This is a genomic window from Ferviditalea candida (assembly GCF_035282765.1).
GTDB classification, from domain to species: domain Bacteria; phylum Bacillota; class Bacilli; order Paenibacillales; family KCTC-25726; genus Ferviditalea; species Ferviditalea candida.
The window spans coordinates 55,533-69,071 of record NZ_JAYJLD010000014.1; the positions used below are offsets into that span (position 1 = coordinate 55,533).

Sequence of the window (13,539 nt, forward strand, 5' to 3'; positions counted from 1 at the left end):
TTCGCACAAGAAAAATATTTTTTTCAGTTTATTTTCAGTCTAATGATATAGACTAGTCCATATACACATATTTTGGATAGGAGGATTTACCATGTCTACACCCTTACATCCCATTATCGTCCACTTTCCGATCGTTATGCTCCTTCTGGGAGCCGCTGCGCAAATCATTGCAATTTGGAAACCAGATTTTTTTGAAAAAATGGCTAATTATCTATTGGTTGGAGGCTTCATCACCGGAGTGGCTGCGTATATGACGGGGGATGGCGCCGAAGAGTACGCCGAGGCGAACCTGAATGCCGCGCGCGGTTTGATCCACACCCATGAGAATCTCGCCTTATTGTCACTGGCCGTCTTTGGCTTGGCGATTGTTCTTAAATATTTCCGATATCGCCGTCCCAACTTCAAAATTCTGACTCCTGTCCTGCTCGCCTGTATTATTGCGGGAGCCGGACTGATCTCTGTGACGGGCCATTACGGAGGAAAAATCGTCTATCCTGCTAATGTAACAGATCAGAACACGACCAACGATCAGAATAACGGGGACAGGGATTAAACTTTTGAATTTTCCGGAGTTGAATCTTAGACCAAACAAAGCAGCGTCAGCTTAAAAGCTGACGTTATTTCTTTTGGCTGCATACAATGCCGATTTATTCCTGATCGGCGGTATGGTCCGGGATTGGAACACTGAATCCGAGCATCCCGACACCATCGGTTGGGCTTCCACATAATAATGTAGGGTTCACCCAGATTATTTTAAGGGAGTGTTTATTCATATGGCCTTTATGCCGTCACCCGGTTCTCAACCTCATTATCAAACACAGCAGCCCGGCGTCCCTGCTCCATCCGCCCCCTGGACTTCTCAGCAGGAATGGGGGGAATTATTAGGACCGATTTTATTTCCCGGAGCTTTCCCCGGAACATGGCCTGTGCCTGTTCCCAGTCCCATGCCGCTGCCGACACCCATGCCGACGCCGACTCCGGCAGCGCCGCTGCCGCCTCATATCCAGCAGCAGCTCTCCTTGCTGGAGCAGCAATACTAAATCCACCCTTCATCCCTATTCCAAAGTTCGCTTCAATGCCGCAATATGCTCGGGATTGCCGCTGACCAACAAGCGATCTCCCATTCGGATATTTGTATTTCCGTGAGGGACGATGAACGATTCGCCGCGGTAAATCCGCAGAATCAGCACATCGCCGAGAAACGGAAGCTGCCGCAGCAGCGTTTCGTGGTAGCGCGGATTGTCCACCGTGATTTCACGGATCGAGTCATCTTGCGTGATCAACCGGACCGCGCTCGGATTTTCAATCAACGCCTTCAACAGCGTTCGGGATGCAAACAGGGTGGAAAAGACGGTGAAGCCTTCTGTCTGCAAATGTTCATGCATCTCCGGAGTTTCCACCCGAACCACGATTCGCTTCAAGCCCGACTCAACCGCGTGCCGGGCCAAACGCACATTCACCTCATCCTCTATTGAGACGAAAACAGCGGCATCCGCATTGAATGCTTCCTCATTTTGCAGAATATCAGGCTGCAGTCGATCCACATAATGGATTGTATAGCCTTTTTCATGGTCAAGGCTGGCATTCTGCAATTCCCCAGACAGATTGGACGTATAGATATGAACGATGTAGCCTTCCTTCTGCAAATCCCGCGCAACGGGCAGGGAGATATGATTGGCTCCTACAATCGAGACCACCTGCTTGCGGGATTCCGCCTCGGGGAACAGCCGGCTGAACGTAACCGGGAAAATCAAACTGCTCAGTACGGCTACGAGAATCAAGGCGCCATGGAGCTGTTCGCTGATCATGCCCATATTGAGGGCAATCGTGGAAGCGGCAATTACCAGACTGAGCGTCGTCGACAAAATGACCCCGGAACCGATCACCTGCCTCCACGAAAACCAGCGCTTCAAGATCAGCGCGGGAATCATTTTGGAAATGAATATATAGATTAACAGCAGCGGAATGAGCAGCAGCAATCTAAAATCGGTAAACAGCGGCCAAACCTCCATTTTCACACCGACCATGACAAAAAAGATCGGGATCAGAAAGCCGTATCCGAAAGAATCCAACTGATGCACAAACTCTTTTTTGGGCGAAAGCAACGCAACGATCACCCCGGCCAGAAACGCACCGAGTATGCTGTCCGCTCCCATGGAATCGGAAAGCACCACAAATAGCAAAATCAATGTAAAGGTGGCCCGGGTGGCGATCTGCGAAGTGCTTTGGGCCAAGCCCAAAAAGGTTTTTCCGGAAGCAAAGCGTTTGATGAAAAAATAGGAGACGGACACGACCGCAAAAAACAGCAGCAAGGTGATCATTTTCGAAGTATTTTTCGACTCAAAGCCGATATAGACGGCCAGCATAACCATCGTAAAGAAATCCGCCAGCACCGTTACCAGCAGCACTGCCTGCCCCAGTTCCGTCTCAATCCATTTCTTTTCCTTCAGCACCGGCACAACGATTCCCAACGATACGGTAGAAATGATCAGGGTCATGAGGAACGGACGGCTCGCCAAACCCATCGCCACAAGACTGAGCGAAAGCAGATAGGAAATGATCAGTATGCCAAGAAAAATAAGGCTCGATGTCAGCAGAGGATTCGTTTGTGAGGCGCTGCTGCTTTTCTTTCTGGAAAATGCGCTGAAATCGATTTCCAGGCCGCTGAGAAACATGAGAAAAATCAATCCGAACAGCGATATGTACTCCAGCCATTTATCTTCCCCGACCAAATTCAATCCGCTTTTGCCGATGATCAGGCCGACGATGATTTCCGCCACGACCACGGGGATCATCTTTATGCGGAATTTGTATAGGATAATCGGCACTAGGAACGACAAGGATACCACGATCATCAAAGACATAAGGGATTCCGTGGTATTTTGCATCTGCACCCCTCCATTTTATACAGATTTTCCCAGCATGCTTTCGATTATACTATGCGGCATGACGTTGAACAATTTCAGCGGTTCGTGATATCATTTGACTAACGCTGCGGCGGCAATCGTACCGGACTGGAGGATATCCGGCATGTGCGGACGCTTCACACTGACCGTCTCGATTGAGGAATTAATCGATCTGTTTGGAATCGAGCAGCTGACTTTTGAGTATCACCCGAGATATAATGCTGCGCCCGGCCAGATGATCGCAACAGTTATCGGCCATCAAGGGAATAAACGGATGGGGCAATTGAGATGGGGATTGATTCCGTCCTGGTCCAAAGACGAGAAGATCGGCTATCAGTTGATCAACGCCAAGGCGGAAACGCTGGAAGAAAAACCGTCTTTCCGCGAGTCCTACCTTCGCAGACGCTGCGTCATCCCTGCGGACGGCTTTTACGAATGGAAGAATACGGAAAACGGGAAACAGCCGATGCGCATCATGATGAAGCATAAAGGGGCCTTCGCGATGGCCGGGCTCTATGATGCCTGGATGTCCCCGGACGGCCGGAAAATTCATTCCTGCGCCATCATCACCACCTCTGCCAATGCGCTGGTGGGAGAAATCCACGACCGCATGCCGGTTATTTTACGTGCCGGAGACATTGAGTTGTGGTTAAATCGCGAAATCCGGGAAGCGTCACGTTTGAACGGTTTGCTGCAGCCGTATCCGGAGAACGAAATGTTCGCCTATCCGGTATCCCCAGCGGTCGGAAACGTCAAGAACGACTCACCGGAATGCATCATGCCGTTTGGAACTTAATATTCAACCCAAAAAGGAATGATACCTATTATGGATTTAACGAAAAAAAACGAGGAAAACATGGCATTTATGATCGAGCAAATCAAGAAGAAGCTGAAGGTTGTTTCCGTCAGCGCCATCAGGCCTGAACACTTTGATGTCGAACTCTATGAGGATATCAAAGATATCTTTGAAGTGGTGATGGAAAAAGATAATTTCAGCATTTCCGAAGTCGAAGCGATCGCTTCGGAGCTTGGAAGGCTGAGAAAAATATAAGCCGCCCGATTTGCAGCGGACGGTGGAAACCACAGGCTCAGAGAGCGATTTTTTTTTGCTGCAAAAAGTTTCGAACCAAGGCATCGACTTCCGCGTGAGTTTTCAGACGGAAGCTTTCCTCGACGAGTTCCCTGCATTCCTTTAAGGATAAATGCCGGATCAAATACTTGATCCGCGGGATCGATGCGATGCTCATGCTGAATTCGTCCAACCCCATCCCGAGAAGCAGCGGAGCGGTAACGGGATCGCCGGCCATTTCGCCGCACACTCCCGCCCATTTCCCCTTGTCGTGAGCTATGTCGATCACGTTCTTGACCATTCTCAGGATGCTTGGATGACACGGCTGGTACAAATAGGACACATCCTGATTCATCCGGTCTGCGGCAAACGTGTATTGAATCAAATCGTTGCTACCGATACTAAAGAAATCGACCTCGTCCACAAACAGATCCGGGCTGATTGCGACAGAAGGCACCTCCACCGTAATCCCGATCTCGATTTGCAGTTCCTCGGCGGCACCCTCGTTTTTCATTTCGGCAATGATTCCATCTATAATATTTCTGGCGGCGCGGATCTCCTCAACCGTGGCGATCATCGGCAGCATCACTTTCACGTTGCCGGTCAGCGACGTCCGCAGAATCGCCTTCAGCTGAGTTTCCAGGATCTCATGGTGCTCCAGAAGCAGGCGCATGGCCCGCTTGCCAAGCAAAGGATTCATCTCATCCGGCATCTTGTAATAGGACAGCCGTTTATCCACGCCGATATCCAGCAGCCGAACGATGACCGGCCGCTCTCCCATTGATCGGGCAACCTCCGAATATACCTCGAACTGCTCAGCCTCGTCGGGAAAGCCGGTACGTTCCATGAACAAAAATTCCGTCCGGAACAGCCCGACCCCCTCCGCTCCCGACCGAACCGCAATTTCCGCCTCGCGCGGACTGCCGATATTGGCCGCGACCTCGACACGATGATTATCGGTCGTCACGGCCGGCAAAAACTTGGTATCCTCAAGCTCCCGGTTTTTTTTCTCATGCTCGCGAATTCTCGTCAGGTAAAAGTCCAATTCTCCCGGTAGAATCCGAACGACTTCCCCCTCGATAGCATTCAGGAACATCAGCGTGTTGTTCGGAAGCTTCATCGCTCCGTTTACCCCGACCAACGCAGGAATGCCCAAATTTCTCGCAAATATCGAGGTGTGACTTGTCCTGCCGCCGATTTCCGTAATAAACCCGACTGTCTTATCCAAGGGCAGCTGGGCGGTTTCCGAAGGAGACAAATCATGGGCGACCACAATGGAGTTGGGTTCCATCCCGGAAAACAGATTTTTTCCGAAATTTTGAAGGTTGTTCAGCATTCTTTTGCCCACATCGCGAATATCCGAGGAACGCAGCCTCATATATTCATCTTCCATGGACAGAAACAGCTCAACGTAGTTTCTTATAATCTCATCCACCGCTTCTTCGGCAACCACATCTTTGCGAATCAGCTGGCAGATTTCTTCCATCATGACCGGATCCTTGAGAATTTCGATATGCGCCGAAAAGACCAAGGCTTCCTCTTTTCCCAAATGATCCATCACATGATTCCGGATTTGCGTCAACTGATCGATTGACAGTAGCGCGGCGTTCCGGAGACGAGTCAATTCATGCTCTTCTGTGGTAAAAAACGGCTTGACAACCTGAGCTTCTTCAACACGGAAAATTCGACCGACAGCCAATCCTTCAGAAGCAACGATTCCCTTCACGGCGCAACCCTCGATTCCTAGTGTTCGACGAAGATTCCCATTCGATTTAATCATTATAACCCTTATTGGGAAGATTGTCATTTGTCAAGCAGATCATCCCTGTGATTTTTATCACTGCAAGCTTAATGATTTTTGGTGTACAATATGCCATAAGTTCAAAAAATATTTCTGGAGGTTGTTAAACATGAACAGTCCATTAGAAGGTAAAAATGTGAAAATTACGGTTTACTCCAAATTCGGACGCGCCTTTTCGATCGACGCCAAGGATGAAGATTTGCAGAATATCGATATTGTGGTTACGGAAAAAGCGGCAAGAATGATTTATCAGGACTTGGAGAAGGTGTTGAAGGGCAAGCAATAAAATTCATAATCATGATTTGAAAGCGTTTCATTCGAGGGAGGCGAAACAATGCCCATTATCCATTTCTCAACGAGCGAAAAAAAAATCGAAGTCCCCGTCCTGAATTGGCCAAAGACTTGAAGAAGCGAAAAAAAGAAAAAATCAAGTCAAAAGACAGGAGATAGTTGTTCGCCAGCAAACAACTTCTTAAATTCATAAATCAATTCATCAATTTATCAACCGCCCATGACAATGTCATGCAGGCGGTTGTTTATCGGCCGAAACGGGCAAACGCGTCCTCCCTGAATTTGCTTTTCCAATGAGGATCTCCTGGGATCGACATGAACAGTTCCTCTGTCTCGTTAAACAGCAGCATTTGGACCGCTCTCGTATATTCCACGCAGCCGGATTGACGGACAAACTCCAGAGTCTCCGTCCTCGATTCCAGAAACGTTTCCCTCGTGGCCGCCCCCTCGAAATACTGTTTGAACAGAGGCAAATCCTCCTCGCTGTACCGAAGCAAATACTGAATGGGCAGCGTGCGCTTTCTGCCCAGCAAATCGTTTTTTTCATCGAAGCTGAGCACATCCCGCAGGTCGTTTTCCAGCTGCGCCATGACTCCGATATTCACGGCGATTTGATCCAACCGCTCAATCGTTGTGCGATCCGGCTGCCGCAAAGGCGCGTATCCCAGCATGAACGCGAGACGGATCAATGATCCCGACTTTTCCGCAGCCATGGACAAGTATCCTTGCTCGCTTTCCATATCGTTGCATAAATCCCCGTGCTGTCCGTTAAGAGACAAGGCAAGCAGCCTGCTTACCTGTTCAACGACGCGATTTTCCGCCAATTCCGAATGCTGGGCTGAAAGCGTGCTGATATCCCCGAACGCCGCCGTCAGCATAGCCACTGCAGCGTTTAATGCCAAAGCGGGGGGCGCTTGCAGCCACACCTTTTGCTGATGGTCCTGATCCTGAAGGTCATCCAGAATATCCCCCGCCAATACGATCAATTCCAGATTCGCCGCCAGCCGTTCTATGTAAGGCGAGCTTCCGCCCAAAAAGAAATGGCAGTTCAGCACATGCTCCGACCAAACCTTCTGTTCCCCGATCTTCTCCTGAACGCATTCGAGGACAAGCTCATTCAATTTCGGATGATGCATATAACGATCGACGATATCCCGCATCTGCTCGACGACGGTATCGCGCATAGGCCAGCAGCTCCTTTTCAAAGCTTTGTTTATCTTTGATGGTTTTCGAGGTAATTTGAAATCGCCTGCGTCCGTAATTTAACACCCAGCTTTTGATAAATTTTCTTCAAATAATTATCGACCGAGCGCTTGCTCATATGAATTTCCAGAGCGATTTGCTCATTGGTATACCCTTTGATAACCATCTCCATCAGATTGTGCTCGTCTTCGCTCAATACCTCTCGGGGAGCGGCGTGTCCGGAAAGCCGAAGCTGATGAAAAACGGACAGCGGGACGATGGTTTGCCCCTTCATGATGCTGTTGATCATGTCAACGAGCACTTCCCCCATGGACTCTTTGGAAATGATGCCGCTGACCTGGATTTCAATAAAACAATTATAGAGATCCGTCAGGTCGATTCCCGAAAAGATAATGATATGCATATGAGGATGTTTGGCTTTAATTCGCCTTGCGACCTCATCGCCAAACAAGTCCGGCAGGTTAAAATCGAGAAAAACCATGTCCGGCGTTAGATCCTCCACAAGCTTCAAGCCCGCCCAAGCGTCATAGGCCAAGCCGACAACTTCCACGAATTCGATTTTTGCCAGTTGATCCTTCGTGGCATTCGCCATTAACGGGTGATCTTCAATGATTAAAATTCGAATTTTACGGTTCATGCCGTCTTTCCTTCCTTTACAGGTATCGTAATGTGCATTTTCACGCCCTCGCCCTGTGTGGAATCCAGCTTCCAATTTCCGTTCAGATGGAGGATGCGGCTTTTCATCTGTTCAAGTCCGAGACCTGAATTTAATGCAGAGGAAAGCTTGTCCGTTTTTGCCAAAGCGTGCATATCGAATCCTATCCCGTCATCTTCATATTTGACATACAGCCAACCATGATTGATCCCTACTTGAATCGAAACCCGCGATGCTCTGGCATGCTTTTTGGCATTGTTGAGCAATTCCTGAATCATTCTGAAAACTTGCGTTTTTGCTTCCATATCCATCTTCTCGATGTCCGCCGCATCATTCGCCACAAACTCCACTTCAAAGTCATTCATGCCTTCTTCCAATTCAATCATCTTCCGAACCGTCTGGATCAGCCCTGCTCTTTGCAGCAAATACGGATGCAGCTCGAAGCAGCTCTGCCGCAAATTTTCATTGATCAATTCCAAATGACGAAGGACGGTTAAGGTTTGCCGATATTCATTGGAGTCCGGAACGAACTGCTGCAGAAACGGTTCAATCCGGCGTTTGACAAACAGGATATCCTGCATGGTGGTGTCATGCAAATCGGTGGCAATCCGGAAGCGTTCCTTTTCCTGAAGCTCGAACATCGATTTCCGGAACCAGATAAAGGCTTCTCCCCCCTGTTCATTCGGAATTTCCGCCGCAAGCTGATGCAGCTTCAGCGTCAGCTTGCGGATCAAATAAATGTTCTCCAGACTGACCGCCAAATACGATATGATGATGTTCAGCCACTGGTTGTCCTCGAGTCCCAGCTTCGTATTGGTTTTCTTTTCCGTCATCACCAGATAGCTGATATATTCTTCATTCCGGTTGATCTCAATCAGCGAATAAGCGGTGAACTCTCCCGATCCGCTGTGCACCAGCCTTCGAGCTTCCCTTTCGTCAATCATCCCTTCGCTGATAATCTCGATGTCCCCGCCCCGGTCGATCACAATCGCGCCTCCGAACACCTGCAGCGTATTCACGATATCCGTCAGAATGAGATCCTTCAATTCGCGGAAGGTCGTGGTCGACCGCAGCTTCTGCGAAATATCCTTCAATGAGGTCTGCAAATAATGCTTTCGCGGAAAAAAGAGCTTCTGCAGCCTGATCGCATAATATTCCAAGGAGTATAAAAGGATAGACAGGATGATCGTGATGATGAGAACATTCAAAACGAGTCGGTTCATCTCAATTTTATGGTCAAAAATGACAATATTAATCCCGACGATGAGGAGCGAAGGGAATAAAGAAACCAAAACCGTGTACAACACGCGCCGGAGGATCACGTCCAGATCGTACAGCCGCTTGGTCAGGATCAAATATGCAAACGAAAGCGGAAAAAAGAGAATAAACCATACGGTATAGTACGAACTCACCCACCAATGTCCATTCAGAATCAATTGAGGCAGAAGAGACAGAATTGTGAAAGGGAAGAAAGAAACAAGGAACGAAAACCATACCCATTGCGTTAAAATGGTCAGAAACGTTTTCGGCTTCCGATATTTGATAGATACATAGGTCAACGCGAAAAAATTCAACAAAATCCCGAACGTGAAACTTAAAATCGTCACCACATATCGAATAAGAAGAATGTTGTCCGGCAAGATTATCATCACTTGAACGAATAGGAACAGGGATAACAGTCCAATGAAAACATACATTTTTTTGATTGATTTTATATTGATGAAAGGAATCACTATATTGCCTTTTTCCTTAAAAAAAACAACAAGAAAATGCAGGAACAGGATAGGCAGCAGCATGACGAAAATGGAGACGAAAATCCTTCCCCACATATCCCCCCGAATGGAAGCAAGCACACTCATGAACGCGCTGCTGCCCTCCAGGAATACGATCGATAACAGCCTGCCCGAAAACGAGGGCTTGGACTTGGCATATAACAGCCACGCAATGAACAGGTTGACCGCCGCACTGATCAGAAATTGCAGATCGTTTAATGTCCAGTTCGCTCCGTACTTGTGGAAAGTATAATTCACACCGTTTCTTGAGATGATGAAATAATCCGAGTAACGCAGCGTTTGCCATTTTGCAATATAATCCAATTCATTCGGATCTTTCCCGTCCACTTCTTCGACTACGTCTCCAACATGCAGTTGTCCCTCAAATTGGGAATTAAAATCAAACCGATTGACCACCCATTGATGGTGCTCATTCAATTTCAAATCGACACCCAGAAAGGGGTATTGAAATGCGACGAATATAAACCATGCGTATAAACCGATCAATAGTGAAAGGATGACCGCTGTCGAATATTTTCTCATTTTGGCTCCTTGTGTCAAACGAATATATATATTATATTATATACATATACTAACATAATCTGGGGGGTGAGAATATGAATACACTTGCTTTTAATTTAAACTTTGATCTTCAAGAGACTATCAGAAACTTCAAGAAAAACGGCAGCATTTCGGAGAATCTGTTTTCTTCCGAAGTACAAGCAGTTTTAAAAGCCGCCAGCAACCATGAATTGAACGGCACTCCGAAAACGGATCAATGGTAATCTTGTTTGATATTGTTGCTTGATATCATGAATGCACACATATCTTGCATTTCACTTGGGATTGTATACTGAATTATCAGAGTATACAATCTTTTTTTTGCGCATTTGCACAACTATTTTTGCGCAACCACGCAAGAGATTTGCGCAGAAAAGTCGGCGATAACAGGATAGAATAGGAATAAATGACTTTTATCTTCCAATAATAGGATCAGGTTATCAGGATCAAATTCTTTGTTAAGGTGGGAAGCAGGGTGAACGGCAAGCATCAGTTCAATGACGAACCGTATTTCACGATGGCGATTCAATCCGTTCTGCATCAACACAGGAAAGAAATCGGCATGCTGATGGATCAAGACCACTCCATCCCGCTGATCAAAAAATTGTCGAAAGAGATTCTTTCCGCGGCGCAGAATTTCAAAGCTATTACAGAAAATGCGGTATTATCCACAAAGAAAGGAATGGAGCATCTTTGAACGGAGCCCCTTACCGGATTCAGTCGCTGCAAATTTTGTCCGATGAACACTTGCTCGACTGTTACCAAAAAGCCCTGTCCATGAATACGGAACCGGCATTTATCGAGCTTCTCACAAAGGAAGTCGAAAAGAGGAAGCTCCTCACAAACCAACGTCATACGAAAATTCCGGCTGTTCCCAATGGCGAAACCCTGCTATTATGAACCCTGTCACGAACCCTTCTGGCATGAACTTTTTTAAGATCTGTGCCAAGTCCTCCTGCTGCCGGATCTGCCCAGCAAAAGGGCAAAAATGCCGAGCATCATGACAGCCAGCCCAATTGCTCCCGAATATATGGAGGTCTGATGCAGCGCTGCCGAAACCGCATTGAGCAGTTCCTCCCGATAGTTCAATCGGTTATCGGGAAACTGCTGCATCCCGATAAAGCTTCTGCAGTTCCACAGGCAGCCGGCCAAGAGGATCGTCAGTCCCCCCGAGACGGTCCATGTCCGTCCGACTCCCCTCAAGCCCTTCTTCAATGAACCCGCGAGCCATATTTGAAGCAAGATCATGAGCATAATGAGCACATAAGCCGCCTTTAATCCAAGGACTGCCATTCGGTAATCTGCTGAGAAGCTTGCGAGACTCCGATCGGACGCAATATCCTTCCAAGTCACCTCTTCAGGAATGCCGTTTGCCAATTCCCCAGCCAATTTTTCTTTATTCAATCCCGGAATGAGCCAAATCTCCCGGGGGAGGCGATTCAATTCCTCTATTGTTGCGGCTCGGACAGACAGCTTCAGCTCCTTGATCGGGATAGGCCGCGGGCGTTCGGTTTTTCCCAGCAAATAATCCCAAAGCGACGTCTGAGCCAGCTCCAATTTCGAACCGATCCACTGCGGAGTCACTGTTGCGTTCACCGCCCGCTCCATAATGCTCCTCACATATTTTCGGATAACGGGACTGCTGTTTGCCTCCGCATTGTCTGCAATCGACCGTTTTACCTGTTCCGCCGCTTTTTCATAGATTCCGCTCTGCTCCAAAAAAACGGAAGTCCCATACGGCTTCAGCGCGGTCAAATTCAACGACTCTGCAAAAATGGCGGCAGGTATCAATCCTGCCAGCAATATCCCGATCATAATCGACAGGTATCCCCGGAAATTCTGCAAACCCATCCCCCATTTTCAATATCATCTTATCATATTCAACATTCTCTCACTTCAATATCAGCAATATTTTTGGCGGATATAGATATTGATACAAGCTGGTCTGCTCTCTTTAGAATAATATATCTCAGATCTGATAAAAAGGAGAATCCAGCATGTCAATAAAATCATTATGCCTCAGTGATTTGGACAAAGCCATTGCGCTCAACCGCAAGCTGAAGAATTTGATTGCCAATAACAAGCCTGCAGCAGCCATCGACACGATGGAATACAATCAAAGCTCTCTCCATACTCGAATCGCCCGCCTGAGAAAAAGCTCGTCCATAAAAATCACTCCCCCATCGCCGGCAGCAAAAAAACAGTGTCTGCAGTTGGTGAATATGGCCACCAACAATTTCAGGCTGGCCAAAAAGTATATCCGGCAAAACCGCCTGGAGGATGCAGAAAATATTATTGCAGCCACCATTACGGGCAGAATCCTGCGATGCGTGAACAGTCTGACCAAATGACGCATGAATATGGGCTGTCTCCATAGTTGAATGACTTAGGAGCAGCCCCTTTTTGCAATCTATCGATTTACATCTTATTGTGGTGTGTCAATAAAACTAACGCGGATTAAAATTGACGTTGATATTCAGTTCGCCCGTTGCGACGCTGTCGGATGGGGTAATTTTGATTGTGTCGACTCCTACAACCGTAAAGGATTTGTATTCACCCGGCTTCACGATCAAACTGAACGGAAGCGGCGGAGCCAGCGTTCCGCCTCTCAGAAAATTGACTGTCACCGGACCTGTCGAAGAACCGTTGTTAAGCACATATCCGGTTATGGCCGCAAGCTGATCCGCTGTATACGGAAAGATGGATGCATCAACGGCCATCCACGGATGATCGATTTGATTCGGAATCAGGGCTGTCGAGCAACACCCCTTGTGTCCGGACATGCAACTTCCTCCTTCGTCTTAACAAGCAAATATGGTTGTTTTCAAGCGAATATGTATGGACTACCCCCAAACAAGTTGGAGGCAGTTCGGCTTCGTAAGGAAAGGCATGTCGGAAGCGTTACATCGGGTTTGCGTTGATCACAAGGTTTAGTTCGCCGGTGACAGCAGAGCTTGCGGTTGAGGCACGAACGGTAATCGTATCAGCCCCGACAACAAATATGGTCCGATATTGACCGGGAGCAACAGCAAATCTCGTCAATACTCTTCCTCCGGATAATAAAGAAATCGTCGCAGAGGTATTGGAAACATCGTTGTTCAGCACATATCCGTTAATCGCTCCGAAAGCGGAACCCAAGCCGGCGGTCAAAACATACGTATTCGTCACCGTGCTGCCTGAAACACTGTACGTGATGTTGCTGGCAAACGGCAAATATGTCGGAGCAACTTTATTGATATCGTACGGCATTTGTTTCACCCCCTCCCCGATTTCGATACTCT

General features: G+C 47.7%; 17 protein-coding genes. 9 read left to right on the forward strand and 8 right to left on the reverse strand.

The features are described 5' to 3' along the window. Positions 1 to 91: 91 nt before the first annotated feature. Together VF724_RS11125 and VF724_RS11130 are read left to right on the forward strand one after the other, a co-directional pair. On the forward strand, positions 92 to 553 hold the full coding sequence (locus VF724_RS11125; protein WP_371754313.1) for a DUF2231 domain-containing protein: 462 nt from the start codon (positions 92 to 94) through the stop codon (positions 551 to 553). Positions 554 to 773: 220 nt separating this feature from the next. Next, the gene (locus tag VF724_RS11130) at positions 774 to 1,040 is read left to right on the forward strand and encodes a hypothetical protein (RefSeq protein ID WP_371754314.1); all 267 of its coding nucleotides are present in this window, start codon (positions 774 to 776) and stop codon (positions 1,038 to 1,040) included. A 15-nt stretch (positions 1,041 to 1,055) separates the two neighbouring features. Here VF724_RS11130 and VF724_RS11135 read toward each other — a convergent pair whose 3' ends face one another. Next, positions 1,056 to 2,888 (reverse strand): monovalent cation:proton antiporter family protein, encoded by a 1,833-nt coding sequence (locus tag VF724_RS11135; protein ID WP_371754315.1) that lies wholly within the window; start codon positions 2,886 to 2,888, stop codon positions 1,056 to 1,058. A 94-nt stretch (positions 2,889 to 2,982) separates the two neighbouring features. On the opposite strand from VF724_RS11135, the gene VF724_RS11140 reads away from it, so the two are divergent. Both VF724_RS11140 and VF724_RS11145 read left to right on the forward strand, forming a co-directional pair. Next, positions 2,983 to 3,702, forward strand: coding sequence for an SOS response-associated peptidase (locus tag VF724_RS11140; protein ID WP_371754316.1), 720 nt, complete (start codon positions 2,983 to 2,985; stop codon positions 3,700 to 3,702). Between the two features lie 30 nt (positions 3,703 to 3,732). Next, positions 3,733 to 3,957, forward strand: a complete 225-nt coding sequence (locus VF724_RS11145) for a DUF1128 domain-containing protein (RefSeq protein WP_371754317.1) — start codon at positions 3,733 to 3,735, stop codon at positions 3,955 to 3,957. Between the two features lie 37 nt (positions 3,958 to 3,994). Here the strand turns inward: VF724_RS11145 and ptsP are convergent, their stop codons facing one another. Beyond that, positions 3,995 to 5,701 carry a phosphoenolpyruvate--protein phosphotransferase gene (gene ptsP / locus VF724_RS11150; RefSeq protein WP_371754318.1) on the reverse strand — a complete coding sequence of 569 codons (1,707 nt, stop codon included), beginning with the start codon at positions 5,699 to 5,701 and terminating at the stop codon, positions 3,995 to 3,997. A 184-nt stretch (positions 5,702 to 5,885) separates the two neighbouring features. On the opposite strand from ptsP, the gene VF724_RS11155 reads away from it, so the two are divergent. Further along, complete coding sequence (locus tag VF724_RS11155; protein ID WP_371754319.1) at positions 5,886 to 6,062, forward strand: hypothetical protein; 177 nt, start codon at positions 5,886 to 5,888, stop codon at positions 6,060 to 6,062. Positions 6,063 to 6,312: 250 nt separating this feature from the next. Here the strand turns inward: VF724_RS11155 and VF724_RS11160 are convergent, their stop codons facing one another. The 3 genes from VF724_RS11160 to VF724_RS11170 are packed head-to-tail and all read right to left on the reverse strand — an operon-like array spanning position 6,313 to position 10,240. Beyond that, entirely contained in the window at positions 6,313 to 7,251 is a 939-nt protein-coding gene (locus tag VF724_RS11160; RefSeq protein ID WP_371754320.1) for a polyprenyl synthetase family protein, read from the reverse strand. A gap of 29 nt (positions 7,252 to 7,280) precedes the next feature. Beyond that, complete coding sequence (locus tag VF724_RS11165) at positions 7,281 to 7,907, reverse strand: response regulator transcription factor (protein ID WP_371754321.1); 627 nt, start codon at positions 7,905 to 7,907, stop codon at positions 7,281 to 7,283. Beyond that, a complete protein-coding gene (locus VF724_RS11170; RefSeq protein WP_371754322.1) occupies positions 7,904 to 10,240 on the reverse strand; it encodes a sensor histidine kinase in 2,337 nt (778 codons plus the stop codon). The genes VF724_RS11165 and VF724_RS11170 overlap by 4 nt, the downstream gene beginning before the upstream one ends. 74 nt (positions 10,241 to 10,314) lie before the next feature. On the opposite strand from VF724_RS11170, the gene VF724_RS11175 reads away from it, so the two are divergent. The 3 genes from VF724_RS11175 (at position 10,315) to sda (ending at position 11,158) form a co-directional block, all read left to right on the forward strand. Next, the gene (locus VF724_RS11175; RefSeq protein WP_371754323.1) at positions 10,315 to 10,482 is read left to right on the forward strand and encodes a hypothetical protein; all 168 of its coding nucleotides are present in this window, start codon (positions 10,315 to 10,317) and stop codon (positions 10,480 to 10,482) included. Between the two features lie 251 nt (positions 10,483 to 10,733). Beyond that, a complete protein-coding gene (locus tag VF724_RS11180; RefSeq protein WP_371754324.1) occupies positions 10,734 to 10,955 on the forward strand; it encodes a hypothetical protein in 222 nt (73 codons plus the stop codon). Next, complete coding sequence (sda, locus tag VF724_RS11185; RefSeq protein WP_371754325.1) at positions 10,952 to 11,158, forward strand: sporulation histidine kinase inhibitor Sda; 207 nt, start codon at positions 10,952 to 10,954, stop codon at positions 11,156 to 11,158. Before VF724_RS11180 ends, sda begins: the two co-directional genes overlap by 4 nt. 33 nt (positions 11,159 to 11,191) lie before the next feature. Here sda and VF724_RS11190 read toward each other — a convergent pair whose 3' ends face one another. Further along, positions 11,192 to 12,103: a hypothetical protein gene (locus VF724_RS11190; protein ID WP_371754326.1), complete on the reverse strand. Its 912-nt coding sequence runs from the start codon at positions 12,101 to 12,103 to the stop codon at positions 11,192 to 11,194. 152 nt (positions 12,104 to 12,255) lie between these two features. On the opposite strand from VF724_RS11190, the gene VF724_RS11195 reads away from it, so the two are divergent. Continuing rightward, a complete protein-coding gene (locus VF724_RS11195) occupies positions 12,256 to 12,609 on the forward strand; it encodes a hypothetical protein (RefSeq protein ID WP_371754327.1) in 354 nt (117 codons plus the stop codon). Positions 12,610 to 12,705: 96 nt separating this feature from the next. Here VF724_RS11195 and VF724_RS11200 read toward each other — a convergent pair whose 3' ends face one another. Beyond that, complete coding sequence (locus tag VF724_RS11200) at positions 12,706 to 13,041, reverse strand: S-Ena type endospore appendage (protein WP_371754328.1); 336 nt, start codon at positions 13,039 to 13,041, stop codon at positions 12,706 to 12,708. Positions 13,042 to 13,159: 118 nt separating this feature from the next. Then, entirely contained in the window at positions 13,160 to 13,507 is a 348-nt protein-coding gene (locus tag VF724_RS11205) for a hypothetical protein (protein ID WP_371754329.1), read from the reverse strand. Between the last annotated feature and the right edge of the window lie 32 nt (positions 13,508 to 13,539).

Excerpts from the sequence above, each read along its gene's own strand:
- VF724_RS11135 (WP_371754315.1), bottom strand. The coding sequence starts at position 2,888 with ATGCAAAATACCACGGAATCCCTTATGTCTTTGATGATCGTGGTATCC.
- VF724_RS11200 (WP_371754328.1), bottom strand. The coding sequence starts at position 13,041 with ATGTCCGGACACAAGGGGTGTTGCTCGACAGCCCTGATTCCGAATCAA.
- VF724_RS11195 (WP_371754327.1), top strand. The coding sequence starts at position 12,256 with ATGTCAATAAAATCATTATGCCTCAGTGATTTGGACAAAGCCATTGCG.
- VF724_RS11145 (WP_371754317.1), top strand. The coding sequence starts at position 3,733 with ATGGATTTAACGAAAAAAAACGAGGAAAACATGGCATTTATGATCGAG.
- VF724_RS11130 (WP_371754314.1), top strand. The coding sequence starts at position 774 with ATGGCCTTTATGCCGTCACCCGGTTCTCAACCTCATTATCAAACACAG.
- VF724_RS11205 (WP_371754329.1), bottom strand. The coding sequence starts at position 13,507 with ATGCCGTACGATATCAATAAAGTTGCTCCGACATATTTGCCGTTTGCC.
- VF724_RS11175 (WP_371754323.1), top strand. The coding sequence starts at position 10,315 with ATGAATACACTTGCTTTTAATTTAAACTTTGATCTTCAAGAGACTATC.
- VF724_RS11125 (WP_371754313.1), top strand. The coding sequence starts at position 92 with ATGTCTACACCCTTACATCCCATTATCGTCCACTTTCCGATCGTTATG.
- VF724_RS11155 (WP_371754319.1), top strand. The coding sequence starts at position 5,886 with ATGAACAGTCCATTAGAAGGTAAAAATGTGAAAATTACGGTTTACTCC.
- VF724_RS11160 (WP_371754320.1), bottom strand. The coding sequence starts at position 7,251 with ATGCGCGATACCGTCGTCGAGCAGATGCGGGATATCGTCGATCGTTAT.
- VF724_RS11165 (WP_371754321.1), bottom strand. The coding sequence starts at position 7,907 with ATGAACCGTAAAATTCGAATTTTAATCATTGAAGATCACCCGTTAATG.
- VF724_RS11170 (WP_371754322.1), bottom strand. The coding sequence starts at position 10,240 with ATGAGAAAATATTCGACAGCGGTCATCCTTTCACTATTGATCGGTTTA.